Source organism: Microcoleus sp. POL10_C6, assembly GCF_036701585.1.
Classification (GTDB): domain Bacteria; phylum Cyanobacteriota; class Cyanobacteriia; order Cyanobacteriales; family Microcoleaceae; genus Microcoleus.
In genome coordinates this window covers 73,286-95,701 of record NZ_JAUBRB010000020.1, presented here as the reverse complement: position 1 = coordinate 95,701, position 22,416 = coordinate 73,286, and the positions used below count along the sequence as shown (strand labels likewise).

At 42.1% G+C, this 22,416-nt stretch carries 38 protein-coding genes; 21 read left to right on the top strand and 17 right to left on the bottom strand.

Annotation, left to right across the window (positions count from 1 at the left end; genetic code table 11):
• The 10 genes from QUA34_RS13820 (at window position 1) to QUA34_RS13775 (ending at window position 5,064) form a co-directional block, all read left to right on the top strand.
• Window positions 1-672, top strand: coding sequence for an MT-A70 family methyltransferase (locus tag QUA34_RS13820; protein WP_333041324.1), 672 nt, complete (start codon window positions 1-3; stop codon window positions 670-672).
• A 111-nt stretch (window positions 673-783) separates the two neighbouring features.
• Window positions 784-1,359: a hypothetical protein gene (locus QUA34_RS13815; RefSeq protein WP_333387371.1), complete on the top strand. Its 576-nt coding sequence runs from the start codon at window positions 784-786 to the stop codon at window positions 1,357-1,359.
• A gap of 81 nt (window positions 1,360-1,440) precedes the next feature.
• Complete coding sequence (locus QUA34_RS13810; RefSeq protein ID WP_333387368.1) at window positions 1,441-1,719, top strand: hypothetical protein; 279 nt, start codon at window positions 1,441-1,443, stop codon at window positions 1,717-1,719.
• Window positions 1,720-1,765: 46 nt separating this feature from the next.
• Window positions 1,766-2,326: a hypothetical protein gene (locus QUA34_RS13805; RefSeq protein ID WP_333387365.1), complete on the top strand. Its 561-nt coding sequence runs from the start codon at window positions 1,766-1,768 to the stop codon at window positions 2,324-2,326.
• 46 nt (window positions 2,327-2,372) lie between these two features.
• Window positions 2,373-2,594: a hypothetical protein gene (locus QUA34_RS13800; RefSeq protein WP_333348351.1), complete on the top strand. Its 222-nt coding sequence runs from the start codon at window positions 2,373-2,375 to the stop codon at window positions 2,592-2,594.
• 35 nt (window positions 2,595-2,629) lie between these two features.
• Complete coding sequence (locus tag QUA34_RS13795) at window positions 2,630-3,022, top strand: hypothetical protein (protein WP_333387361.1); 393 nt, start codon at window positions 2,630-2,632, stop codon at window positions 3,020-3,022.
• Between the two features lie 27 nt (window positions 3,023-3,049).
• On the top strand, window positions 3,050-3,400 hold the full coding sequence (locus QUA34_RS13790) for a DUF3846 domain-containing protein (protein ID WP_333387359.1): 351 nt from the start codon (window positions 3,050-3,052) through the stop codon (window positions 3,398-3,400).
• A 106-nt stretch (window positions 3,401-3,506) separates the two neighbouring features.
• Window positions 3,507-4,259: a hypothetical protein gene (locus QUA34_RS13785; RefSeq protein WP_333387356.1), complete on the top strand. Its 753-nt coding sequence runs from the start codon at window positions 3,507-3,509 to the stop codon at window positions 4,257-4,259.
• A 38-nt stretch (window positions 4,260-4,297) separates the two neighbouring features.
• The gene (locus QUA34_RS13780; RefSeq protein WP_333387353.1) at window positions 4,298-4,780 is read left to right on the top strand and encodes a DUF1822 family protein; all 483 of its coding nucleotides are present in this window, start codon (window positions 4,298-4,300) and stop codon (window positions 4,778-4,780) included.
• An 8-nt stretch (window positions 4,781-4,788) separates the two neighbouring features.
• The gene (locus QUA34_RS13775) at window positions 4,789-5,064 is read left to right on the top strand and encodes a hypothetical protein (RefSeq protein WP_333041315.1); all 276 of its coding nucleotides are present in this window, start codon (window positions 4,789-4,791) and stop codon (window positions 5,062-5,064) included.
• Between the two features lie 79 nt (window positions 5,065-5,143).
• Here QUA34_RS13775 and QUA34_RS13770 read toward each other — a convergent pair whose 3' ends face one another.
• The gene (locus QUA34_RS13770) at window positions 5,144-5,641 is read right to left on the bottom strand and encodes a hypothetical protein (protein WP_333387348.1); all 498 of its coding nucleotides are present in this window, start codon (window positions 5,639-5,641) and stop codon (window positions 5,144-5,146) included.
• A 352-nt stretch (window positions 5,642-5,993) separates the two neighbouring features.
• Between QUA34_RS13770 and QUA34_RS13765 the strand changes: the two genes are divergently transcribed.
• The 9 genes from QUA34_RS13765 to QUA34_RS13725 all read left to right on the top strand — a co-directional run bounded on the left by QUA34_RS13765 (window position 5,994) and on the right by QUA34_RS13725 (window position 9,361).
• Complete coding sequence (locus tag QUA34_RS13765) at window positions 5,994-6,368, top strand: hypothetical protein (protein ID WP_333387345.1); 375 nt, start codon at window positions 5,994-5,996, stop codon at window positions 6,366-6,368.
• A gap of 128 nt (window positions 6,369-6,496) precedes the next feature.
• Window positions 6,497-6,829, top strand: coding sequence for a hypothetical protein (locus QUA34_RS13760; RefSeq protein ID WP_333342016.1), 333 nt, complete (start codon window positions 6,497-6,499; stop codon window positions 6,827-6,829).
• Window positions 6,830-6,863: 34 nt separating this feature from the next.
• Window positions 6,864-7,199, top strand: coding sequence for a hypothetical protein (locus QUA34_RS13755; RefSeq protein WP_333387342.1), 336 nt, complete (start codon window positions 6,864-6,866; stop codon window positions 7,197-7,199).
• Window positions 7,189-7,422, top strand: coding sequence for an HNH endonuclease (locus QUA34_RS13750; RefSeq protein ID WP_333387339.1), 234 nt, complete (start codon window positions 7,189-7,191; stop codon window positions 7,420-7,422). The genes QUA34_RS13755 and QUA34_RS13750 overlap by 11 nt, the downstream gene beginning before the upstream one ends.
• A 311-nt stretch (window positions 7,423-7,733) precedes the next feature.
• A complete protein-coding gene (locus QUA34_RS13745; RefSeq protein ID WP_333387336.1) occupies window positions 7,734-7,958 on the top strand; it encodes a hypothetical protein in 225 nt (74 codons plus the stop codon).
• 17 nt (window positions 7,959-7,975) lie between these two features.
• On the top strand, window positions 7,976-8,365 hold the full coding sequence (locus tag QUA34_RS13740; RefSeq protein ID WP_333041308.1) for a hypothetical protein: 390 nt from the start codon (window positions 7,976-7,978) through the stop codon (window positions 8,363-8,365).
• A gap of 32 nt (window positions 8,366-8,397) precedes the next feature.
• On the top strand, window positions 8,398-8,652 hold the full coding sequence (locus QUA34_RS13735; protein ID WP_333387333.1) for a hypothetical protein: 255 nt from the start codon (window positions 8,398-8,400) through the stop codon (window positions 8,650-8,652).
• Between the two features lie 60 nt (window positions 8,653-8,712).
• Complete coding sequence (locus QUA34_RS13730) at window positions 8,713-8,955, top strand: hypothetical protein (RefSeq protein ID WP_333387329.1); 243 nt, start codon at window positions 8,713-8,715, stop codon at window positions 8,953-8,955.
• 37 nt (window positions 8,956-8,992) lie between these two features.
• Window positions 8,993-9,361 (top strand): DUF7694 domain-containing protein, encoded by a 369-nt coding sequence (locus QUA34_RS13725; protein ID WP_333387326.1) that lies wholly within the window; start codon window positions 8,993-8,995, stop codon window positions 9,359-9,361.
• A 143-nt stretch (window positions 9,362-9,504) separates the two neighbouring features.
• On the opposite strand, the gene QUA34_RS13720 is transcribed toward QUA34_RS13725, so the two are convergent.
• Both QUA34_RS13720 and QUA34_RS13715 read right to left on the bottom strand, forming a co-directional pair.
• Window positions 9,505-9,906, bottom strand: a complete 402-nt coding sequence (locus QUA34_RS13720; RefSeq protein WP_333387323.1) for a hypothetical protein — start codon at window positions 9,904-9,906, stop codon at window positions 9,505-9,507.
• A gap of 232 nt (window positions 9,907-10,138) precedes the next feature.
• Window positions 10,139-10,375 carry a hypothetical protein gene (locus QUA34_RS13715; RefSeq protein WP_333387320.1) on the bottom strand — a complete coding sequence of 79 codons (237 nt, stop codon included), beginning with the start codon at window positions 10,373-10,375 and terminating at the stop codon, window positions 10,139-10,141.
• Between the two features lie 346 nt (window positions 10,376-10,721).
• On the opposite strand from QUA34_RS13715, the gene QUA34_RS13710 reads away from it, so the two are divergent.
• A complete protein-coding gene (locus QUA34_RS13710) occupies window positions 10,722-10,994 on the top strand; it encodes a thioredoxin family protein (RefSeq protein WP_333041301.1) in 273 nt (90 codons plus the stop codon).
• Window positions 10,995-11,004: 10 nt separating this feature from the next.
• Window positions 11,005-11,547, top strand: coding sequence for a heavy metal-responsive transcriptional regulator (locus QUA34_RS13705; RefSeq protein ID WP_333387317.1), 543 nt, complete (start codon window positions 11,005-11,007; stop codon window positions 11,545-11,547).
• Between the two features lie 103 nt (window positions 11,548-11,650).
• On the opposite strand, the gene QUA34_RS13700 is transcribed toward QUA34_RS13705, so the two are convergent.
• The 14 genes from QUA34_RS13700 to QUA34_RS13635 form a co-directional block, all read right to left on the bottom strand.
• Complete coding sequence (locus tag QUA34_RS13700; protein WP_333387314.1) at window positions 11,651-13,609, bottom strand: AAA family ATPase; 1,959 nt, start codon at window positions 13,607-13,609, stop codon at window positions 11,651-11,653.
• A gap of 181 nt (window positions 13,610-13,790) precedes the next feature.
• Window positions 13,791-13,949 carry a hypothetical protein gene (locus QUA34_RS13695; protein WP_333387311.1) on the bottom strand — a complete coding sequence of 53 codons (159 nt, stop codon included), beginning with the start codon at window positions 13,947-13,949 and terminating at the stop codon, window positions 13,791-13,793.
• 74 nt (window positions 13,950-14,023) lie between these two features.
• Window positions 14,024-14,503, bottom strand: coding sequence for a nucleotidyltransferase domain-containing protein (locus QUA34_RS13690; RefSeq protein WP_333341765.1), 480 nt, complete (start codon window positions 14,501-14,503; stop codon window positions 14,024-14,026).
• The gene (locus QUA34_RS13685) at window positions 14,487-15,059 is read right to left on the bottom strand and encodes an SLATT domain-containing protein (protein WP_333341764.1); all 573 of its coding nucleotides are present in this window, start codon (window positions 15,057-15,059) and stop codon (window positions 14,487-14,489) included. Before QUA34_RS13685 ends, QUA34_RS13690 begins: the two co-directional genes overlap by 17 nt.
• A gap of 163 nt (window positions 15,060-15,222) precedes the next feature.
• On the bottom strand, window positions 15,223-16,128 hold the full coding sequence (locus QUA34_RS13680) for an S-4TM family putative pore-forming effector (protein WP_333341762.1): 906 nt from the start codon (window positions 16,126-16,128) through the stop codon (window positions 15,223-15,225).
• A gap of 35 nt (window positions 16,129-16,163) precedes the next feature.
• Window positions 16,164-17,168, bottom strand: a complete 1,005-nt coding sequence (locus QUA34_RS13675; RefSeq protein WP_333341761.1) for a hypothetical protein — start codon at window positions 17,166-17,168, stop codon at window positions 16,164-16,166.
• A 295-nt stretch (window positions 17,169-17,463) separates the two neighbouring features.
• Window positions 17,464-17,709 carry a hypothetical protein gene (locus tag QUA34_RS13670; protein WP_333387306.1) on the bottom strand — a complete coding sequence of 82 codons (246 nt, stop codon included), beginning with the start codon at window positions 17,707-17,709 and terminating at the stop codon, window positions 17,464-17,466.
• A 106-nt stretch (window positions 17,710-17,815) separates the two neighbouring features.
• Complete coding sequence (locus QUA34_RS13665; RefSeq protein WP_333341757.1) at window positions 17,816-18,199, bottom strand: GNAT family N-acetyltransferase; 384 nt, start codon at window positions 18,197-18,199, stop codon at window positions 17,816-17,818.
• Complete coding sequence (locus tag QUA34_RS13660) at window positions 18,196-19,128, bottom strand: GIY-YIG nuclease family protein (protein WP_333341756.1); 933 nt, start codon at window positions 19,126-19,128, stop codon at window positions 18,196-18,198. The genes QUA34_RS13665 and QUA34_RS13660 overlap by 4 nt, the downstream gene beginning before the upstream one ends.
• Window positions 19,118-19,282 (bottom strand): hypothetical protein, encoded by a 165-nt coding sequence (locus QUA34_RS13655; RefSeq protein ID WP_333387301.1) that lies wholly within the window; start codon window positions 19,280-19,282, stop codon window positions 19,118-19,120. The genes QUA34_RS13660 and QUA34_RS13655 overlap by 11 nt, the downstream gene beginning before the upstream one ends.
• Window positions 19,283-19,664: 382 nt before the next feature.
• The gene (locus QUA34_RS13650) at window positions 19,665-19,856 is read right to left on the bottom strand and encodes a hypothetical protein (protein ID WP_333387298.1); all 192 of its coding nucleotides are present in this window, start codon (window positions 19,854-19,856) and stop codon (window positions 19,665-19,667) included.
• A 131-nt stretch (window positions 19,857-19,987) separates the two neighbouring features.
• A complete protein-coding gene (locus QUA34_RS13645) occupies window positions 19,988-20,413 on the bottom strand; it encodes a hypothetical protein (protein ID WP_333387296.1) in 426 nt (141 codons plus the stop codon).
• 121 nt (window positions 20,414-20,534) lie between these two features.
• On the bottom strand, window positions 20,535-21,251 hold the full coding sequence (locus tag QUA34_RS13640) for a hypothetical protein (RefSeq protein ID WP_333341752.1): 717 nt from the start codon (window positions 21,249-21,251) through the stop codon (window positions 20,535-20,537).
• A gap of 4 nt (window positions 21,252-21,255) precedes the next feature.
• The gene (locus QUA34_RS13635) at window positions 21,256-22,077 is read right to left on the bottom strand and encodes a TIGR04255 family protein (RefSeq protein ID WP_333341750.1); all 822 of its coding nucleotides are present in this window, start codon (window positions 22,075-22,077) and stop codon (window positions 21,256-21,258) included.
• Between the last annotated feature and the right edge of the window lie 339 nt (window positions 22,078-22,416).

The following is a 22,416-nucleotide window of genomic DNA, read 5'->3' as shown; positions in this document are numbered from 1 at the left end:
ATGAAAACTTACAAAGCTGATGACAAAGTAGGACAACTGAAACTATCGATCGCCATCAATCTAATTCCAAATCTGCCCCCGGTTCCCTGCAAAGATTATCGGCTGATAGTTCTCGATCCGCCGTGGCAGTATGGTTTAAGAGAAACAGACCCCAGCCACCGAGGGCGATGTCCATATCCTGCGATGACTGACCAGCAGATTATGGATATGCCGATTAGTGCGATCGGAGCTGATGATTCCTATATCCTTCTCTGGACAACGAACAATCACCAATTCTTAGCCTTCCAATGTCTCCTAGCGTGGGGATATGAACATAAAAGTACATTCACCTGGGTAAAGGTGACGATCGCTGGCAAACCCCACATGGGAATGGGGCATTATGGTCGCAACTGTACCGAGCACTTATTGGTAGGAAAAAAGGGTAAGGTTCCTAGCATGAAGACACTCGGAATGACCAATGTTCTTAACGTCATTTATGCCCGTCGTCAGGAACATTCAAGGAAACCTGAAGAGTTTTGGGTGCTTGCAAACACCCTGGGTCAGAGACTAGAAAACTGTGAGAGCTTGGGCAAGTTGTCCCAGCCGTCAAGAATTGAACTATTCGCTCGGCAACAGCGCCCTAACTGGGATGCTTGGGGTGCTGAAACTAACTTGTCTAATGCTTTAGTTTGATGACTTAACCCTAGTTTTTCATCGGAATTACTAGGGTCAAGTTTTTCATTAATGCTTCGCTTTGAGATATTGATTTTTCCTTTCTTATTTACCATCATGCTTGATGATTCCATGAAAGTTATAACGATTAACGATGAGGGCTACATTGTTCGAGTCCAGGGCTATAAATATTTAGCTGCTGAAAACTCTTCAGAAACTGTCTTAAAAACTTACATCGAAGTCCTGAAAATGGTCGATGAGGTTACAAAGTTCACTGGTGATGGAACTCAGTTAGTAGGTTATCTATCCAACACTCATGACTTAGCTAATTCAAATCCTGAAATGTGGGATGTGCCAAAGTTTATCCCGTTTGATGACCAGTTTTATGATGAGAAACGAGCAACTTACTTCGATGATACAGGCTTTGACTTTGCTCAAAAAGAACTAGAAAAACTCTCAGAAGTTCGTCTAGTGAAAGGCATCAAACGCCACCTAATCAAAGATTACGATCGAAAGATAATCGTATGTTTGCGGATGTACGACGCTTGCCGAGAGGGTTGGTTTACAGCATTCAAAACTGAGTTAATAGCATTCAAAGCTCCCGAAATCTACAACTGGAATAACTCTGTGTATCGCTTAACTTTGACTGCCGATGAAGATGAAATAACAACTGCTTACTACACACTTTCAGGAAAGTACAAACGATGATGGAAGCAATTGGAGTTAACTTAAGTCTCTGGGTTAGTGCTTCGCAGAAAGGTATTGATTTGTTCTCTCGTATTGACAATCATGACTAACCTTGATAACGACTGCAAAACGACAGAATCCGAATCTAATGAATTGCCAGACACCACTGAAAACGGATTTATTACTGTAAGTGATTTCTTTGCATATCAGCATGAATCAATCGAAACTGCACTGAAAAATAGTGAGTTTCAATACCTAATAAAGTTTCATCTGTTTGACCCTGATGCGCTCTGGAAACAAGGTGCTTTTAGAGTCTATGTTGCCCCAGAACATCTCGAAGCAGTTAGTAATTTGTGTAGAGTTACAGAAAAATCCCTGTAAATTAGGAAGAGCGTAATAACTGGGTCGCTCCCAGTTGATAACTATCATGCGATCGAATTCTGAGCCTTTGATTAATTTACCTTTCCCAACTAATGAACAATGCGATGTACCCCGAATTTATCTTCAACAAGAAGGTTCTTTCCAGGGTACTTGGATTGATGCTATCAACGCTTCTGAAATGCAGCAAAATATTGAATACATTCAGGCTTCAGTTAATGGTTCTGTCAAAATTAGTTCATTTCAACGCTTTCACAGCGTTGAGTTTCTGATGACACCAGAAATGCCAATACCATTTATCGCACAAGTAGGTAAAGGAATTGTCAAATATGGCAAGCCATTTTGTGTCTATTTCTCCTTCTACGAGCATCGGCAAGAACCAGAAATCTTGAAAAACTTTGGAGAAGATTACAGAGGTTGTTTCGATCGCACTGAAGATTTTATCAAAGAAATTCTTACCCAAGAAGCTTTTGATTCACAGTTAAAACGCAACAATCTTAGCTGGAAGCATCTAAATATCGAAGAAATTATCCGAGATTGGTTCTATTCGACAGAGGGAATTTATCGTCGGATGTTGGATGAGAAAGTCTACATTTTCAAACGTCGTTAATGATTTCAGATATAGCGTAATTACTGGGTCGCTCTCAGTTCTAAAAATGGCTTCACCTGAGACAAATATTGCCGGATTGCAGAAAGTAGCTGATTTTCCGTTGAATCAGCTTCATAGAGTTGTTTCTTCTATGAAGCAAATGACTCATCAGCTAGAGTTTTACGTTTATCAAGGCAAGTTTTGCCTCTACGTTTTACCCGAAAATACTGAAGCTGCCAAAGTGTTGCTTGGAATTCCGATGCGCTCCGCGCCCGCAAGCTACGAATAGTAGCGTAATTACTGGGTCGCTCCCAGTTTTAACCCATGCCTTACTACATTTTAGTCACAGAGGAGCAAGAGGTAGAAGTTTATACCACTCCTGAAATGTTGACGATCGAAGAAATTAACGAAGTAATTGGTAGTGAAGCAGTGCCAGCTAATTTCCAAATAGTAGAAGAGTTGAGTTTTTCTGATCCTTCGATCGTCATGCTTTGTGATGCTGATGCTGTATCGAAAGAACTTCAGCCAACTTGTCTGACACAGAATGGCGATATTGTTTGTGGTCAGGTACTAATCCTGGCAACTGATAAATCACCAGACAATTTGTGCTTACTTAACGTCCGCCCAGCCAAACTTGTCAAAGAAGAACTGAAATTGTACCCAAAATCAGTCAAACCAGAACACGATTTCAGTGCTTCGCTATGGGATATTGATTGATTTTCTAAGTCGTTTACAGGAGCCAAGATGCCACGATTTTACGCTTTAATTAACTCAACAGGAATTCAAGAAGTACAAGTAACTGAAATACCAAAACTGCCTGAAATTCAAAAGCTTGTAGGAATTCCAGGTAAAGAAGCATTTTTGGAAGCGGTTTATCAGTGCTATTGTGACCCGTCGATCGCTATTCTGTGTGATGACGAATTCTTGCTTAAAGGTTGTCAACCAACTTTAGTTCTTCCTAATGGGACTATTCTTCATGGACAGCTTTTCATTGTGGCACGGAATATCCAAATTGAAGATTTCTGCCTTTTGACTCAGCAACAGCTAGAAATTGTCAAAAAAGAAAGCAAAGTTTATCCGTTAACGCCACGCTAGCAACAAATTCACCCGTAGCTTGCGGGCGCGTAGCGCATCGTCATGCTCTAGTTGAAGCACTGGGCATGACTGGCTTCAACATCAATAAAACACGAAGTAGCAAATAATGTTAGACCAACAAAACCCTAGAGAATATGATGCGGTACTCGGCAATCAAGTCTTAGTTCCGATCGATGATGCTGCGGTGCTCGGAGGTCTATTCGGTGTCAGGAGCCGTTTAGCATCAAGTCATCTGGCATCCCAAATTGGTGCTACGTCTGAAGCTTGCAAATATGGTAAGTCGGGTTTCGATTTGATGATTCAGTTTTTGCAGGATAAGTCGATCGACCCAACAGTTAAAAGTGCTGGGAAAATTTCTGTTTCTTCAATGTTAAACGATACTTTAGTGACTGATGATTTGGGATGGTATCTTGTTGGGCGTGGGCAGTTATACCCTAAGAGCAAAATAGATACTTTGCGATTAGCTTGTGAACAACTTCTTGCTTACATAAACACGTTGTACGGCAAAAGGAAATGGTATTTCGGCGGAGGCTACAGCTATATCACCTTCTCTCAAGTTCAAGATTGGGAATGGGCTAAAGGCAACCGAAAAACTTTAAGTGATTCAATGAACTACTTAGTACAAATTCTGTCAGCCGAAAAGCTCAGAAGAGTAATAATCTTGAACTTTGTTTACTACTGCCAAACTTACTATGATATTTCGCTAGCCTATCAGAGAGAAGTAATTAGGAGCAAATTTCATAGCAATATTGAGCCGAGATTGTTAAGCCAAGGCATTTATCATAGTTTGCTTCCTTGGTTTGAAGAGAGTTTAGAAGAACTAATTGCCTCTTCATTTGAAGATTTAGTAATGGAATAATGCTTCGCTTTCAGAGTGTGATTTCTCAATTACACAAAATGAAAGACAATTTGATGGAATTCCCGATCGACCAGCAAGTCTACAATTTAGCTTTAGGTTATGCCTCAGAACAAGCAAACCTACAACATGGGCTGAAAATTTTCTACAATACAATGACAGTGTGGGCAGTGAATTATCTTCTAGGGCGGATGAACTTTGAAACCCTGATAGATAAAGATGATGATTGGACTGTGGGAATTGAATCAGCTTTAGAATTGGCTGACTTGATGTTGCCCGGAATCGGAAAAATTCAATGCTGCCGAATTGATGAAGGAGAAACACGAATTATTGTTCCAGCCCAAGACGATCGCATTGCTTATATCTTTGTTGAATTACCGGGGTCAGTAGAAAAGGTCAAACTTTTGGGCTTTCTTCCGGCTGCCGACATCCACGGCGATACTGTCGAAATTTCCGTTACCAACCTTCAGCCATTTGACCGCTTATCTGACTATTTGGAAGCTATTCAATTACAAACTGTTTAAGGAGAACAATGGCAACTTTAAAAACTTTGATGATGTCTCTGGCAGGGAAGCCCAAGCCTGATCCAGCTCAAGCGGTTTGGATCGTTAACTGCCCCCCGCCAGAACAGGATGATTTTGCGGGAGCTATCGGACAAGCTGAATGTCAACTTGAAGATAAATTCCGATTCGACAGAGAGGGCGTTTATCTTGGCACTACAGCTTCCTTAGCGGGTGCCGTCGCCCATCTCACTGCTGAAGAAATCGATCGGGATTGGCAATCTGTTTGCAGGATGATGAATTGGTAATGAAACCCCGTGCCTTGGGTATAGCCGAAGTATACCCAAGGTATAAACTCAGCAGCGCAGTGACGGGAGTAGCGCCCCGTCAAGCGCGTTGTAATGTAACTCCCGGAGAACGCTCCTGATTCATGAAATCTTGTACCTCATGAGTCAGTCTGTGGGCATCTTCAGCGCTCAGGGAATCTTGATCATGATCATTCAGGTAATCAGCGAAGAATGCTGCCGTTACATAACTTTGCCAGACAAACATTTCGTTTTGGGTTCCGGCAATGGGACTATCGAAGCTTTCGCCTACATGAAATACCGAGTTATCTTCGGGATTTCCATAGAATTTAGCTGATTCTTCTTTCATCGGAGTGCTAAAAACTCTGTAGCGTTTCCTAACTACCGATGTTAAATGGGTAATTGTCACCCCTGGCGGTGGATTATTCTTATCTCGGTAGTTGCCTTGGTTCATCCAGGCATAGAAAGCATCTATGTTCCCTGATACTTGATATCGATCGCCTTGCTCACTATGATTTCCGTACTCAGACAGTAGCATTTCCTTGAATAACTCAAAAAGTTTTTCATCTGATTGGTTCACTGAGAAACAGCATTTCTTCAAGAGTTCGTTGCAGTCTGTCAGAACTTGGAAAGCATCTGTTACCTTGGTATGAACTGACAACGGTTTACTGCTTACTATGTTAGAGTTCTTTCTTCTGATTCCTAAGTAAACTGTATGTCGATCGCTTATTACTGCTGGAGCAAGATAGCATCCAATAATTAAACTTTCAGACTCAGGTTTAAATCCAAATCCTACTGCTTTTTGTCGTCTCCGTTTCGCTTCACCCATATTTCCTCACTTTGAAACTCAATATTATTCTATTTTAACGCTATTCTTTACTTAGCGAACATTATCAGCTTCGCCCTTAAGTAGTGATTTAGCAGTTCGTATTATGCACAACCCAGATTTTTTAATCCCTCCTGAAGTCGAAAAAAAACTCAGAATCTGTACTGTAATTGAAGAAGCTTCATGGCTCTGTGAAGGTCAGCTTGTACCTTGTGAGGTCAATCATGAAGTCGTTGCCCCCCAATTTTTAACTGGCAAAGCAGAGAAATTGATTTGCTTCTCTCGACAAAAGTATGTGACGATCGGCTTAACTCCAATCAAACTCTTTCTAACCAAGGAAAGTGCTTGGGAAAGTGCTTGTCTTGACGCTGTTTCTGATTTAGGTTTATCAAATACTCAGGTTATTACTAAATCGATCGTCACTCAGGTAGTTAACAAAGCTACCCAATTGATTCAGACTTTAAATTGGTGGTCTGTATAATAACTGTTTCTTGTTTCCCGTTTCTAGTAATGTTTCTAGGAATGTTTCTGTTATTTGTTTCTAGTAATGTTTCTAGTAAAAAGTAAGATTTTGCTTCGCTGTGAGGGTATGAGATGGAGGATTAAATAATGACAGCATTTGAGACAGAACATGGCACTTGGCAAAGCAAAGATGGTAAATCAATCCAATATACCAAACAAAGTTGCCTGCTTCATAGTCACGATGATTGGAGCGAGTATCATCTACAAATTACTAGATGGCCGAAAACTACCTCAATTGAAATTGTGGTAATGAGTGGAGATCAAGCCTACGACGATGCTGAAAGCCGATGGTCAAGTTCCGACGTTTATCGGTATGTCAAAATGCCTCATGCAGAATTTGATGCCAAAAGAGATGAGTTAATTCAGAAAGTTCTTGAGTTAGCAAATACCCAATTTGGTGTTTTAACACTTCCAAGTTAAGAGCGTATTTCTGGGTCGCTCCCAGATTCTTATCATGTACGACCATAGCCTGATAACGCTAGGCAGAACCCTTAAGAATGCTCGACAACAGCACGGTTTTAGCCAGAAAGACTTGTGTAAATTGCTGATTGTACCGTCAGACAATTTTCAGACGATCGACCGCTGCCTGCTCTCAAAAATAGAAAATAACCGAGTCGATGTGCGATCGAGTGAGTATGACTGGCTGATATCCAGAATTGCTGGAATATTTGCCCTCGATGTTGTTTGGCTTGAAGAAATCCGTCAGCAAACTGAAGTTGAACCATTCGATTTGAGCAAAGCGCTAGCCGTATTTCCCGTTTACTTCAATCAACAACACTATGAACTATAAAACAGTGTATCTGCATCGGGTGGTGGCGGAACAAAACATCAATCGTAAGCTCAGGCCCGGTGAAGTTGTTCATCACCTGGACGAGGACATATCTAATAACTCGCCAGAAAACCTGGTGATTTGTTCTAGTCCTTCTGTTCACGGACGATACCATGTCCGTTCTCTAAGACAGAAACTTGAAGCCGATCGAGCTCTGATTCAAGTAGGCGATTTGTGGCTTTAAATCAACAGCTTGCTCAAATAAGTTATTCCAGTTCCAGTAAACCATTTTAGGTATTTCCATAAAAAGACAACACATGGTTCTGACCGTCACAACAGCTTTGATCCTCGTAACAGCTTTGACCACTCCTTTGTTTACTGGTGTTCAAGGAACTGAAACTGGACAAACCGATGTTGACCAATATCGGGCGTGAATACGATGAAGAGTCCTATCCGATCGGCATTCAAATTGAAGAACTAGAAGGCAACCGCCAAAAGTCACAGTAATTCTTCAGTAATGCTTCGCTGTAAGGTAGTGTTGTTTCTTTCAATGCTATGAACTTAGAACAATTAGTTCGATTTCTGAAATATGAAGCCGATCTCCCTACCTTTTTCCAGACTTCTGCCAACTATTACTATCATAATCAGAAACTACCTTCAGAGATTGAAACTCAGAAAATCAAGGTAGTTTTAGCCGTCAGCGATCAAAAAGAAGGTCAGCAGCCAAAGAGTAATGATCCACTCTATCAACAAGCCTATCAAATCGCTCAGTCTATCTAGTTGGAGCTGATAAGTAGATGGAAGGCATTAATATTTGGTCTGGCTCTGATATGGGAATTGGTGCAGCTTTGACCAATCCCACAGAGCTAGCTTTCCGAAAGGGCAACATCAAAAAGCGCTACCCGGTAGTATTCAGAGACGTGAATTTTCCTGATGCTGAAGCTGCATATCAAAAGCACAAAAGTCGTGATTTGCAGGAATCGATCGAGATTATGACGGAAATCATAGTCTGTAAATTACAACAGCATCCACGACTGTTTGAAGAAATTACCAAACGAGGCGGTGTTGAATGGCTTAAGCAATGCCGTCACATTGTTGGAGTCAAGAATAGCCGTTGGGAAGGCATAGGATTAGAAAGCAATTTCATCCTGTGCTTGGTATTTGCTTATCAATTGTCTAGTGAATAGCAGGATTGCCGGGTCGCTCCCGGTCTTAAATTATGTCTCTACCTAACCCTCGGTCTAAGTTTGACATCAAGTTTGCGATTGTTCAGGCGAGTTATTGGGTTGGTCATGCTACTGAATATGGCATCGTTTATTGGTGGGTCGAGCTAGGAAGATGGACTCAAGAATTTGAAGATGCTTATTTGTTTGATACTCGATCGGCTGCTGAACAACGCTTAGCTGAAGAGAATCGTATTTCTGAAGAGGCTCAGATTAATTCGATCGTCCCGGTTAAGCTCTATCGTGATTAAGTTTGAATGCTTCGCTTTGAGTTAATGACTTTAATCAGTTAAGGAATGAGATTTATGGCAATGTCAGTCGAACAAATCAAGTTAATCCTTGCTGGCACTGAAGAAACTCTGCGACTTTTGCAGAACCAGCCAGAGTATCAGGCGATCGAACAGAGCGAGAATTTTGTTACACAGAATGAACTACGTTTGGCGGATGCTATTCAGGCACTGAGTGAAATTTATCAGGCAATTACTGAATCTGAATGCGATTTAGTCAGTCCTGTCGTTAGTTCACATCTACCCCCCAGCGGAATTTCTTACTAATTAATCAGCGCATTGCCGGGTCGCTCCCGGCAGTCTCATGAAATCTACAACTGTTAAATGGAATCCCCCCACTGCTGAAGAGTTGCCGTGTAATTGGTCAGTGCAGGCGATCGGTGATGATGGCGGAGCTTATAAAAGTCGTGACGGTTTGATTGTAATAATTTCTTGTTCAATCGAAAAAGACGGCAATTCGTGGGTTCATCTCTCACTGTCTCGTAAAAAATCAGTTCCAACTTGGATAGATTTGGTCAAAGTCAAAGAGATTTTCTTGGGTGCAGAGGCTTTGGCAATTCAGATTCTGCCTGCTCGATCGGAATGGGTAAATGTTCATGAGTTCTGCCTCCACCTTTATCAATGCCTTGACCAACGACCAATCCCTGATTTTCGGAAACTAGGAACAATTTAGTCAACGACCCAGCACTAAATCATAGATTCTAGTGAGGGCTTGCAAAAGTCTGTAGTTGACCCGTCTAAGTTCCTTGAGAACTACGTTATCTAGGTCATAGCACCCAAGAATGCTTCAACAGTTCTCGGCTCTGCTGTCAGCCATTAAACGTCCGATTTGGGTTTAGGCAGTGTGGCTGACCTAACAAGCTTAGATAACATTGACCAGTTGAACTTTACCCTAGCCATAGGAGCTTTCAAATGCCCAATAGAAATGCAGTTTTTGTAATTGATGCCGATCGCCTGTTGCCGGGGAATGTACCGGGGTTCAACGATCGGTGAAGCAACTGTTGGCAAAATATTCTTACCAACCATGATCGCTGCAATCATGTTTCGCTTGTGGCAATCGTGGCCGCATGAGTTTGTGGTGTTAAGTGTGTGGCCTCTAGGCGCGTTTTGGGTGTTTGTTGGGGGATTAGTCGGCTGCACTTCCAATTGGGGTGTCGAGCGAGTGTTTTCCCGTTGCTGATAATTATCGTTGCGAACCATCGCCTCAAACCGAATCATTCATCCATCCGCATTCTGGGCAATCCCAATGCACCGGAGGGATTTCGGGCGTTGCTGAATACAAGTATGAATTCAAGATTTCCCAATTGCTATAAGCCAAGTATGGTGAGTTCTGTAACATCAAGCGAAAAGTTGATTCATACCCTGATTCAGCAACGCCGTTTTTAGCTTATGGGGCGGTTATTCCGGCGTGGGAAGGGGGTCTAGTCGATCGCCCGAGCGCAATAACTGTCTATCTGGAGGGGTTGCTTTGATTTCCTGTCATCCCAGGCATATTGTTCATCATATTCTTGCAACAGCTACATCCGCCTTCAGTAGGCTGCTGCGGAGCCTGATTGGTTTGCGCTATTGTTTGACTAGCAGTCTGGTTGTGAGTGTCTGCAAACGAGGAATTAGCTGTCAAAGCTAACAACGTTAAGCCAGCTATAGTTCCACCGATTACTGTTTTAGCAAGTGTGAGCATACTCATCTTTATCCTCAATTGAGTGACTAATTTTCTTAGAACTAAGTCCATACTAAACTCTCCACCTGACTAGAGAGTCAAGACCTAAATTCAAAAAATCGAGTAAATATGCCTGAAGAATGATGTTGACTTTTCTACTTGACTCTCTACTCGATTTCAGGGAGCTGGGTTTGGTCAGCCTACAATTTCCCTCCCTTCAAGCATATATTTTTATGCGGGTATGGGCATATAGAGCGTTTATCAACAATTCACTTTTTGCTAGCGCTGTAAAAAAAGTTTCCCATCCCCTTGACATTGAAGTCAGGTTCAAGGTTTAAGCTACTCTTATAACTCTTCAAAAAAGGTTAAGAGAATGGCCAAACGTATAGTCGAAGTCTTCACTGCTGGGTGTCCCTTGTGTGATGAAACCGTTAAGTTGGTGAGGGAGTTAGCCTGCCCGAACTGCGAGGTGCAGGTGTACGACCTACGCGAGGGTTGCGCTACTAATGAGTGCCGTGAGAAAGCAAACCAGTACGGCATTCACCGCGTCCCTGCTGTTGTTGTAAATGGCAAGCTTGCTGAGTGCTGCTCCAACCAGACTCCAGTATCCCGCGAAGCACTTGTGGCTGCTGGCATTGGGCAATGATAGAGCAAGTATGGGGAAGGAAACTATCTTTCCCCATCACCACAACAAAGGAGATGGTACGAAAGTGAAACAAGGTCTATTGATAGGTGATTTGGGCAAGCAAGTAAATCTCCCCACTCAAACGATTCGCTATTACGAACGCTTGGGACTACTCAAGCCACCTGAGCGAACACAGTCACAATATCGTATCTATTCAGAAGAAGCGTTAGAACGTCTGCGGTTTATTCAAAAAGCTAAGCACTTCGGACTTTCCCTAGATGAGATCAAAAAGCTCATTGACATCAGCGCCCAAGGTATTCCTCCCTGTGCAAGCCTTAAGGCAATAGTAAAGCAGCATCTAGATGAGTTGGAGTGCCGTATTGAGGAAATGGTTGAATTTCGCCAGGATTTGGCTAATCGGTATTCAAAGATTGAGGCTTTGGTTGAAGAAGAGTCAACCACACCGAACAATGTCATCTGTGGTAGCACAATCTGTCGGCTGATTGAGCAAGAAAACGATACCCCCCCAAACATTACCAGCGAAACAGTTGTTAAAGAGCGTCTTAAGCGTTGATATGCGATCGCACTCATGAATTTTGGGCATGGCGGAGGTTTTGAGGTTTTGGTTTGGGTTTAGTTTCCCAAAAATTGAGGTGTTGGTGGCGATCGCACTCGCGTCAAGACACCGTTGCGTTACCCGCATCAAGGATACCTCGCAAAAACTCGACTAATTCAGCAAAGCTATCGGGGTTATTTTCAAGCAACCATTCTGTAAGCATGATTGAGTGTTTGGTTTTCCTAAACTTGACCCGCGCGAACGATAACTCGGCAAACAGCACATCGAGCAGTTTGGCTGCGTTAATATTTTTGTCAACGTATTGGGGATTTGATAGCTCCTCTGGAGTAGCATCTTTAGAGAAACAATCCTTCTTCTCCTTCAACTTATCTTTATTGCTTTCCAGCCTTTCTCGAACAGCTTCGCTGGTAAGATCGTGTTCTCGTCCCGCATCGTCTTGATTGAGAACGGCTGCTATAGCATCGGGATGCAGCAGGTAATTTTCATACATACACCTTTCTAGAAAATGAACTGCTTCCGAGCTTCTTTTCTGCAAATCCGCGAGATCCTGTTTAGTCCTATTTTCCTGGTCAAACACAAATCCAACAGCAGGAGGGTACAAATTATTCCCACCGCTGAGCCGTTGGTATAGGTCAAACATAACATCAACAAAGTGAGCTTTCTTTCCCAATAAATCACCCGTGTTTTTGATGCTGACAATTTTAGTTCCTGTCAAGAGTTTTGGAGCTAGCTTGGACAATATGAGCGGAAAGCACTGCTCCTCGGTCGGCCCTTCCACCCAGAGGATGCTGTCCGCACCGAAAACGTCAGACAAACTCACTCCCAGTTCAGCTAAAAGAGAGCGCTGTTCCCTAATATCTCCGGCATTCATCGTTGATGCTTGGGTTTCGCCATCCTCATATCGAAGCTTCACGATAGTTGAGGGATTGGCAGCAGCAATAATCTGGGCCGAATGAGTGGTAATAAAATACTGGTGTTGCGGAAACTCTTTGAGGATTTGTATCAGCTTCTTGGCAGCGCCTGGATGCAAATAAGATTGGGGTTCGTCAATAATAATCGGTCTGGATTCTGGGGAAGCCAGTATCGCGTAAAGAATCGCCAGCACTTGACCGGTGCCAGTCCCGCAGTCTGACAAGGAAAATGCCAAATCCTTTCTCTTGCTTTCGGCGGCTTTTGCGGGCCAAAGCAATATTTCAACAGGGTTGGGTTCCCGAGAGTGCTGCTTCGAGAGAATTTGAGTTGAAACTGACGCGAACTGAGGAAACATGGTAGAAACATAGTCATTGAAACGCTCGTACAGCTCTTCTTTACCTCGCGACTCTAATAAATGAATAACTTCGGCTAGGTTTGAAGCCCTTGGATTAAGCTCTTCATTGTTTCCCACAGAGCATTTTCCAATGAACCGCTGGGCTTGAAGTTGGGAAACGCAGTTTCTGAATTTGTGAAAAAGTGTTACGAAAAAATCTTCACTTGTATAGTTAGAGTCTATTTCATTAGTTTCTTGGTAAAATGTAAAACGACCGCTTTCGTCTTTTTTAATAAGATTTATGTTTCGGTTCCTTGAAAATCCCGACCATGTTTTGCTTGGTTGGTAGTATGTTAATTCAATAGCCGGATCTAAATCTTTGATTGAAATGTTATCCCGGTTTACTGAATTAGCCGTTAATTTTGAAACACTTAACTCTACATCATTGGGATTGTCCATCCAATTTTGGAATAAAACAAGCACTTCGGATGGGGATAAGAACGAATCGCGAGTAGAAGATAATTCTACATAGCAGTCTGCTGATAAATCATCGAAGAGGCGATGAATTTCTGCTTTTGTGAAGATTAAAGTTAATTTAGCGGTAGATTCTCGGTTCGGCGTTGAATTGGGTTGCGGGAACGTTTCGATAGTGCGGTGCGGGCTTGTCTCAAAGCTCAGGCTCAAAGCTTTCAGCAGCGCTGTTTTTCCTGAATTGTTGGCTCCCACAATAATGTTGATGCCAGGTTGGAATTCTAATACCCCAGAATCCTGGAAGGATTTGTAATTAAGTAACTGGAAACGGGAGATGTACATAACTGTGTTTTTGAGGAAACGATACTTGAGCGCTCCGAGCCTGGTGCGGTAGCGAGGCGGGCTGACTACACTTAAATTCAAACACAAACATAGTCTGGTTGGAGTAAAAAAGCGATAAATTTTCACATCGGCACTTCAAATTCGAGTTACGACCATTGGGAAGATGTGCTTTATCCACCACCTACCGCCTCGCAAAGAGTTCGATCGCTACATTCAGCAATATCAAACAGTCGAAGTTAATAGCACCTGCTACCGCAGAGATTAACAGCAAGACTGAAACGACAAGGGTGATGATCGAGAAGCGCAGAACGATCGGGCGATCACGGAACAATGATTGCACCCTTCGATATCTCGCAGCAATTCTCCTCTGATTGTTGGCAGCCCCAATCACCGGACACAGATACTCTTTGCAGTTTATTTATTACTTGAGTTTGTTCCGTGCATTGAAATTGTTATGCAGTCTTGAATATCTTTAACTCTGGTCCAGTTATCCAACTCTTGATTGATACGTTTTTCGTAATCAAGTGTAGTCACTGGCACCAACATATTCCCGACAAAAATGTGTTCGACATTGGACATCCAGCCAGTATTTATAACCCACCTGCCATTGATCTTATTCTCAGGGTTGCCCATAACTTCAATAGTGCAGTCATCTATAACAGCTTGAAAAAAGTCGGATCTGACGTTTTCCGCCTCGGAGTGAGATATTTTTCCTTTTGCATATTTCTCTAGTCTGCCAAAAATCAATACTGCACCGTCGTGGCTTGTAATAATATCAATATCGCTAGTAGATGGCAGGCAATCTCTCAAATATAGATTGCAACCACCCACAATAGCCCATATACACTTTAATCCATCTAAGTGCTGAACTATTTTTTTAACGGTAGATATCATGTCGTTTTTCCTCTTCTTCAAACGAGTATTTCGACACATCTTTGTTACCAACTTTTGCTCTCATTTTCTCAATCTTTCGCCAGAGCACTGATGACAAATGAGGTGCGTCGCGGTTGATATCGTTCAATTGCTCTCGGTATTTTTGAACTACCAGTCTAGCTTGTTCTAATGTTGAGTTATCTGGAAAATCTGTTTTCCAATTCTTGCAGGCTCTCCAGAGCGTATGGTATCTCTTGGCTGCCTGTTCATGAGTAACAGCCTTATCTTTGAATCGAAAAACGTGTTCAATGATTGTCAACACAGATACAATAATAGCTAAAACCGTAGGAGTTGCCCTTACTATTGAATTATCTTTAGGAAGAAAACCCTCGAATTGAGTGCTCAACAACCAAGCTGTTATGACGGTGAGTCCGAATGACTGGAAATAGTAGAGTATATTTGCTTTTTCATAATAGTAGTCAGCAAGGTCGAAGTGCGCTCGTTTGGAATCATGACAATCCACTAGATGCCGTTGGAACTCATCTTCTATTTGTTGATATAACGAATCAGTATTCATAAGAGGTACTACAGACGCACTATTTTGTATTCATGCCCCGTGCAGCACTGCTTCATAACGGGCGTGCTTACCGAACGCAGATGATCTTGATCTTAGCAAGGCAACCAACCATTTTGGAACGTTGCAGTGCAGCGTGTTTATTATACCGTGCCAATCAACTGTGTCAAGGGTTTTGCGTCAATTGCTGAACTAAAGATTCAGCAACTTTATTCATTTGTTCCTCATCTTTGTTCCTCAATCGTGAATAAAGCCAGTCCATAATAAGTGGACTGCGCCGCCGATTATCATAAATTTGCGTTTGCAAGCTGTATGATTCTCTCTCCAGGTCTTGCGGAGTGTACCTTCCACTGATTACCTCTTGGACAAGTACCTCTGCGTTTTCTCTCAGCCGATCAAGTCTGGTAGCAGCTTCGTTATGTTCAGTGTATTGACGTAATCCAAAGACGAAAGCTGGAATTAATGGAACTAGAACAGCCAGTAGGAACTTTTCAAGGGTTAAGCCTCCAATCAAACCGATCAGAAGAACAATCATTGTCAAAGAAACCAAAATAATGATTATCCATTTAGAGTAACGGCGACGCAATTGAGCATCCCACCTAACGTTAGAACGTTGACAAATAATTCGTGCTTGATGAATTGGCAACTGCCCAACACTAACTGGATACCAATCCTGGAGTTTCGTAAAGTCTATATTTTTACGTTTATATCTATTAGAAGCATCAATAATCGTTTCTGGCTCAACACGAAATCCACAGTTTAGCCTGGCCCAATTGAACTGAAGAATCTCACAGTCAAATAGCTGTTGAATCTTTGCAGCTTTCTCCTGGATAGATTTTTGTAACCGTGAAAATACGAGAAGTTCCAGGAATGTAGCAATAATTCCCCACAAAGCAGCATAGACAGCGAGAGCAGGAAATAGAGCAACCAAGATCGACCATGCAATCACTATTGGTACACTAATGATAAGGCTGATTATTTGTAAGTTTTTTGCGTCAGAATAAAGTTGACGCTGTGCAGATAATAGCTCTAACTTACGTTGAAGATTTTGTTCTTGAGGAATATTATTCATGGGTAATTATCTAAATCTTTAACTGAGATGGTTGCTCAAGTATAAATTGGAAAATTTAATCCAAAGATTTCGCCCCATTTTGCAATAGAAAGCTCGTGATCACCGTCATCTTCTAAAGCTCTAGCTTTTGTAGCTCTCAAATAATCAAGAGCTGCTCTTTTGGAGATTTTATCTTGATTCTCACGGCTTAGTTGATTAATATTGCCCTGAATTCCTTTAGGATCGTCAACCGGATAAAAAATTGCAGTATGAATGTATTGCAAGATACCAGGAACTTCTAAATCCAGATATCCAGATGCTTTTGTGTCCTGTTTAGAGTAGAAATCTAGAATCATGTTTTCAATTAGATATGAAGACATTGATGGCATAGTTAATCTTTTGTTCCAATATTTCATCAATCTGATTGCATTCAATACATTGCCGTTGTGAAGTCGATTAATATCAGTAACTCGATTTCTGTCAATTCTTGGATCAGTCTTTTTCCAATGTCCCTGACCATCAGGAATAAGATAATAATCCTTGTTGAACCAGTCCTTTTGTGTAATAAAGCAAGGTACAAGGTCGAACGTCCAAGGATAGCTTCTTAATTTAAGAGTCGCAGCCTCCTTGTTACGTTCAATATCTTCAGCTTTTTTATATTGTGGAACTTGATTGAGAAGATTGATAAACTTGTTGATAACTTTTCGTGAACTAAGAGTGTTTGTGTTGTCAAAACACAGTGCTTTCAGTTTATAAGTAGACTCGGAGACGTAAATCTCAATCTTGTTTATGAACTCGTGATAAACCCCTCCTTCGGCACCCAGAGCAATCATTATGTCAATGTCATCAAGTTCCCTTTTTTTGGTACGTCTGGCAAAAGAACCGAAAAAAATGTCCTTTTCTGAATACAAGCTTGGGAAGCTTACGTCTTTACTGGGGAATAGATGAATTTGAGATAATAGCCAATTTCGACTAATTCTAGCTCGTTGAGTTTCATCTGGATCAAGATTGACATAATCTCTTAAGAAAATGCTGAAGGCTTCGTTAACCGTTTTAGCCATGCTTTTCTAGGTAAATTAAAATTCAAGGGATGTGCTACATCTAGCGTTTTTATTAAGCACATTGACGTTAAATGTAGTATTTTTGAAATACTAGCTTTCAAATCCCTGCATATGTACTACTCGAAGGTGCGGATAGCCGTACCTCTCAGTGTTGCCTCAGAGATAACCTTCAGGTTGCGTCCCAACCGAGGACTGAGCGGCATAACTATGTATTCAACGTCAGATGTGCTGGATAACACCTTGGACAGCACCGCAAGTTAAGCAATTCGTTACGTTTGACATAACTACCCCCTGCTTACTGCTCTGCAAGCAGCTTGTAAATATCACGTTTTACCTGAACCACCCGATCGCGTACTTGATTGGCTTTCTCCAAATTGCCACTTCGAGCAATTTGGGTGACAGCATCATTTAAATCCGTTAAAGAACGTCGCAACTCAATCAATTTAGAAGGCTTAATTTCTGCAAAACTGTCGTGAGCGTTTCTTGAATGAGATTGCTGGTAGCGATCGCCCCTCGCTGTAGGTTGGGTTGAGCCTGTCACGTCCTTGCTTATAAATCACTAGATAACGTGAAACCAAACATGACTCGATTGGGCGACGCGATCGCCCCTCTATAACCAAGTAAACCTTGATACTTAACATCTGCACTTAGAGCTTTTTGAAGTATCTGGCAACTGGGAATAGCTCGAAGCCCACCTTTTCATAGGTGTGACGGGCTCTTTCATGACCAGGATCGCCCCCAGTCTCAACCATAGCAATAGACATCCCAGCATCTTTCATCCAACCCAGAGCAAATTCTATCAAAGCGGTGCCAATCCCTTGACCTTGAAAGTCTGGATCGACAGCAACCATATAAATTTCACCCATGCTGTCCCAAACGTGTAGTTTCACGGGTACAAAGCCCACAGTAGAACCTGCATCGATCGCAACCCATACATTCGTGTCTTCCGCAGCACAGACATCCTCCACAGCTTTTTCTTGGCTCACACACCAATGATTGGGATAGAATGCCTGGTAAACATCCGCGTTCATCGCGTTCTGAATCGAACTCGGACATCCCGATCGCCGATCGCATCCGACTCAACATCACTCAACACTTTTGCTTCCATCCCGTACAAATCATTCAGCACCGCCTTGACGTTCGGAAACGCAAAATACTCTGTCAGCTTGCCAATGCGATAATTAAAAGCTTTGTACCGGTGCTTGAAGTACAGCTCCACATTCCCCCGGTGTTCCCACAGTCCCAGCAAATTGACGGTCACATCCGAGTAATGCGCTTTCACATCCCGCTGCACTTCCGCGATGCGTTCCTCGATCGATCGAGTTGTTACCCCAATTTTATAGAAGCAGCTTTCGTCAGCTTTTACCTCAAGGAAGTAGAGCGAGTTCACCAGAATCCGACGAAGCTGTGCTCGATAAATCAGCAAATCAGCCCGCCGTTCATCCAAACAAGATAAACCCGCAGCTTCAGCAATCTCTACAGAGCCTTCCAACGAAGCCAGCTCCGACAGCAGCAAAGGTTCCTGGACTTTGTTGAACAGCGCCAGGGGAAGTGCGCCGACGGGGATTTTGCCGAGGTCGGTAAACTGATAAGTGCGATCGCCCTCCGACTCTAGCAATCCTTTCAATTGCCACCGAAAGTTTACCAAGTCTTTGGGAATGCCGTAGTCCTGTGCGCCGTACTCTTTCCACAGCACTTTCAATTGCTCCAATTCCTCACCCTTAAGCTGGATGGTGAAGTTGTCATACAGAGGCAGCGATGGGAAAGCTCTGGTTTTAATCCGCTGCGACACGGGCTTGCAAGTGTCCTCGGTGTGCGCGAAGTGATGTTCTTTCACTTTCCCCTTTTTCGCTGTCAATCCGCCACCGCAGTAGAGGCAAGTTAGCTGAGTTTTTCCGCGCACAACTTCATCAATGCTCGCCAAGTTACCGTCGGGAGCAACACCAAATTTAAGCCACATAGTCAAAAGTTCTCCTAAAAGCAGGTTTTCGTAGATGCACCTGCTCCACACGATCGAGAATTGTAACAAATCCAGGGGTGAGAACTTCTGGCTTGGTGAGTAAAGCGATCGACACTCGATGCTCTTGATGCGTGACTTTAATCCTTGCATCCAAAATCTAAAATCTAAAATCTAAAATCTAAAATTGCTCGTCACCAATCGGGAATTTCTTCAGTCCGAGTCTGATAGGTATTGTGAGAGTTGCTCTCTCGCTAACGGCACAGCGGGCAATTCATGCTCTAATCCGCTACTTGGTTCAAGACCGGACTGGACAAAATTAGCCCGTTCCTTCGCTGACCGTCATACAGCGCGATCGCACAAATTTGTCTGGTAAGCGTGATTATGGTTTGGTTCGGCTGCTCTGGGGTAATGCTTTGAGACGAAACAACCGGGGCCGCCACCAACAAGCCGTTACCGAAATGCTTGACTCTATGTTTTGAATGTTTTTACAGGGTTGTCTCAGTAATTCGTTGATTAGAGCTTGTTTTTGCCTGCCATCAAGTCGAGGATTTGGTGGCGTTTGACCTTTGTCTGTCTGTGGGGTTGAGTTTTGAGGTGGCGGCGATGATGTTACAAAGGCTGAGGGAGAAGGAACCGGAGTTTACAAATTCGGTTTCGCTAAGGCGGTTTATGTTGTGTTGGGATTCATTCATAGCGATCGCTCGAACTGGTAGAGTTTGGTAATACACAACCAACTTGAGTGGAAAACCAGAAATAAGGGGGAGCAAGACCCTTTCATTCTAGAATTTAAAAAAATCTCTAACTCTTGTACAATCAGATGTTTAATAATGATTAGCTTTTACGTTTAAAGAGATATCTATCAATCCTTAATCTGAGAATAATTCTTAGATGCTAGTTCTGCTAACTTGGAACGCAAATCCTTACGAAGAAGCTTCTTTTGGCTTTTAGTTAATTCATTAGTGACTGAATCCTCCTCAAGCCCTGTAATACCAGCATGACCCTCAGCACCAGGGCGAGGGTCTTTAACACTTTTATCTTTGACTTTACAGTAAATGTAAATATAAACCCAAATAACATTTAATAGATTAGGATAAACGCATTGTCCAGAATTTGCTTGAATTTGACGAATTTCATTAACTTTAAGATAGAGAACTAATTTCCGAGGCGAGTCTGTTGGAAGAAATTGGTAAGCTTGTTCAGGGGTTGTAAGATAGTCCACCCAAACGCTCAGGTGAGGTGGAACAGATTTTTTATCTTCTGTTGATAAAATAAAATCGAGTTCCAATTGAGCCGCTGAGATGTTGCCATTTTGTACAAAATCTAGGGGTGGTCGAATAAGTCTAAGGACGTAGCAAGCATCCGGGACTGGGGCTAAATTAGCTCCAGCCGATTTTATCTCAAAGAACTCACTCACTAAAGAACGAACCTTTATTCAAAATATTAGCCGAAAAACCCTGTTCAAGCGTAGTATCTTCTCCCCAAACTTCTCCAGTGTTTCTATTTCGATAGAAAAATTCTATTTCACCAGAGCCAAAGATTTCGCACTCTAAATAGTGTTCAGATTTTGACCATGTGTACATGAAATTATCTCTTAAACCTGGACAAGCATCTGGCACTTCTAAGCATAGCCCGGTTTCTTCAAAAAAACGTTTGAGTGCTTCCCACACAAACCAGGATAGATTGAGAACTCCTTCTGTAAAGCCTGCATCTATTTCCTCTTTTACCTCACTTTTTAGTGAATCAAGATATAGTCGAAGTCTCTGGGCTCGTTGTCTCTGATAATTTTTAGCTTCAATCTTTTTATGAATACGGGGTAAATTATTGGATAAATCATTTATCGGAAGTGAAAAAAATTTACTACGTCGTTCTTTAATATTAGTTTTCGGCAAACTATCGTAAGTGCTCGAACCAATCTCTACCTGTTTTGGAAGGTAATTGCCATAATATTTATTACCTTCATAAGTCCCAGGCTCTACCGATATCTGTGCTAGTGAACGAGTTGATTTAATTATGCGGCTAGAAGTAGCACGATAGTTTTTTTTATTATTAATGAGTGGGGTTGTCAAGAAAATCGTTTGCTCTTCTGGTTCTTGTTTTTTTAATGGAGGGATAATTACAGTCATAACTTTACTCTCCCCTCTTCCAAACGGTTGTCTGTATTTTTTTATCAGTTAAATCCGCAAATGTCTGGACAATCCATTCATGTGCTACATCAAACCAACTTTGCATAGAATCCAGAGAATTATAATTGCCCATTCCATGCACACTTAGTTCAAATAAAATAGTTGGGTGATTGTTGAGAATAACATTCCTAATAGATATATGTAATCTGCCCAATTCTTCCGGCAAGTCAAAAGTTGTGTCCCAGTCAATATTCTGAGGTTTTGGAAGAAAGCGCTCTAAATCTACCTGCCATTTAAAGTCAGGGAAAATTTTACCTATATCCTCAAGAGTTTCCCATGCTTCTCCTTGTGGAATTTCATTAACATAACTTAGTTCATATTGATGTATCTGAATTTTACCTAAATCGCCCTCTTCTATGAAGGAATTAAAGCGGTTTAAATGAGCTTGAAACATTTTAATGAGACTTCCATACCTGGGATACTCACTATCTGAACTAATTTTTCTCCAGTTATGAATAAATCGGTCACGTTGAACTTGGATAACCCTTGTTTCATCAGAACTAATGAACCATACTCTTGGCAAAGGAATAATATCACTCAGTTCTATCGAAGCTTCAATAATTCGATTATTGACAACTTCTAGTCTTGGTGCCAATGGGGCAACGTCGCTGCAAAACGGGTAGTCAGGTTGAAACCTCTGCCATAACAAGCCAATATGGGGACTAAGAAAAGCTTCGATAGGGTCAAACTGAACACTACAAACCACTTCGTTAACAGGTGGTTGATCATAAGATGGCAATTGTCTGGTGTTCACGCTGACTGTCACGCTGTCTCCTTTAGTTACCCGAACAAACTACTCTATAGATTTATGCTCTACCATTCAGCCTAACGGAAAATGAACCTGATTAGTTAATTATTTAAAAAATTGACTCACACCTCGATATTTTTATAGATCATAAGCGTCTTCTTATCCCGGGGCAAGGCTATCAGTTTTTTCAGTTTAGGTTGTTCATGTCAGGCTTCCGAATTTTAGTAGCATCTTAGGATTTTTGGTAGTCCCTCATCTCCCCAAAACCCAGAAAACACCTTTGACACCACCTATTCACCTATAACGCCGGAACTTTAAACCTAGCTCCACAGTTGGGACACTCCGACAGCAACCGCA